This is a genomic window from Methylobacter tundripaludum (assembly GCF_002934365.1).
GTDB classification, from domain to species: Bacteria; Pseudomonadota; Gammaproteobacteria; order Methylococcales; family Methylomonadaceae; genus Methylobacter_A; species Methylobacter_A tundripaludum_A.
The window spans coordinates 1-1,654 of sequence record NZ_PTIY01000039.1 but is presented as its reverse complement, the minus strand read 5'-3'; the positions used below and the strand labels follow the sequence as shown (position 1 = coordinate 1,654).

The following is a 1,654-nucleotide window of genomic DNA, read 5'->3' as shown; positions in this document are numbered from 1 at the left end:
GTTGAAATGGCTTCCGCTTAACAACTTGTTACCGGCTGAGATCGGAGTCTCGGTATCTGTAGGCATGGTTCGGGGGCTTTTTTCAGGGCTGACTACTTAGGCTTCCGTTAATGGCTTCCTTCATCAAGTCCTCAAAACTTGCTGGCTGCATGACTTTGCCAAAGGTATGTGAATTAATGAGTCGCATGTTTTCAGGTAGGGGCTAACGCCTAGCTCACCCGACGAAAACCGCGTCGCGGTTTTTGGTCGGGTGAAGCGCCGTGTTAGCTTTGGTTGTGCTGGACAATGAATTTTGCACGCTCATATAGTTCGTCAAATGTAATAATTTCAGGATTTGAAGTATTTTTACGCAACAACTCAAAAGACCTTAATTTATCTTTGTTCACACCATGTTCTGATACAAACTCACCCATACTGCCAATTACTAAGTAGGATTTAGGCTGGTAATTGAAAATTTCCTCTCCCGTTGGGTTGCCATCACTATCGCTGGGGTTGATTTTACTAGAAAGGTTCTCTATAGCAGAAGCGACGGTACCTTGCACCTGCGCAATAGCACCAGCTAACTCTTTTGATGGTGCCCAGCAGCCAGATCTATAAGGCTTAGATTCAAGTAATTCTGTAGCGTGAGTCTTTATCTCAATAAAACAAAGGTTGGAGATAATGCCTTTTGTTTTCATGAGTGCGTCAACACGCTTACCGTGTGAATCCACGCTATGGCCTTGGACTACTTGCTCTAGCTTCTTATCATCTAAGGATGATAAGAATATATAGCCAAGCCCATAACCAAATACCCAAGGGTTCTTTTCGAAGTATTTCTGCCAAAGGGCTTCGTTTGAGCAATTTTTCTTCTGCTTTAAATCATCGAAGTAGCTTTGGTCATTCAACAGATTTTTATAGACGCTCAACTGCTTCTTTCTGAAGCCTACAGCTATTAGGTCTTCTGTTGTAACCTCAGACTTTAACACTTCAGCAAACAAATCCTGATTTTCCGTGAGGAAGGCCTTTGCTTGGTGAGTGGTTAAAGCAATTTTTCTAAGCTCCTCGTCGGAGATATTTACTTTGGCTCTGGTCTTAAAATCCACAGACTGGATATTTGTCAGGAATTCACAGAACCTACCAATTTCTTCACCTACAAAGGAAAATCCAGATCCATATGGCTGCCCTGTTTCTGATACAAACTTTTGGACAGTTAAAACAAAGTTTTGCCTAGTATCTTCCAGAAACTTCGCTGTTATGTATGTTTTGGCATCTGGTTTTTTTCGCAAAACAATTTCATCGCGCTCCCTTGCATATTCATAACCATCTTCTGATGGCAGTATTTTTGAGGCGATACGAACCCTTCGATCTTTATCTCCAAAAGCTTGGAGTGAAGGGCTTATATATGTTTTTCCCGGTAGCGGGTTTTGATAATCGTCATCCATTGTTTCGATTTCTACTCCGAGAAGCTAACGTAAAGGTAAGGGGCGCGACGCTAAAGGACGCTTAGCGAAGCCGCCGAACTCGATTAAAAAGCAAACCTTCAAAACCGCATCAGGGCGGCGCGTCCCTTTGACCGCTGTGTTGGACGAAGCCGCTACCGCGGAGAACACCCCGCTGAACAGCCCCCGATAAAACAATTAAAATTTAACCTCAAGCCCTCATCAGAGGGATCGTT

The 1,654-nt window shown here is 43.5% G+C and carries 1 protein-coding gene; it reads right to left on the bottom strand.

The genetic code is table 11. The annotated features are described in order from the left end of the window. Positions 1-263: 263 nt before the first annotated feature. Positions 264-1,421 carry a Shedu immune nuclease family protein gene (locus tag B0F88_RS19085; protein WP_104425526.1) on the bottom strand — a complete coding sequence of 386 codons (1,158 nt, stop codon included), beginning with the start codon at positions 1,419-1,421 and terminating at the stop codon, positions 264-266. Between the last annotated feature and the right edge of the window lie 233 nt (positions 1,422-1,654).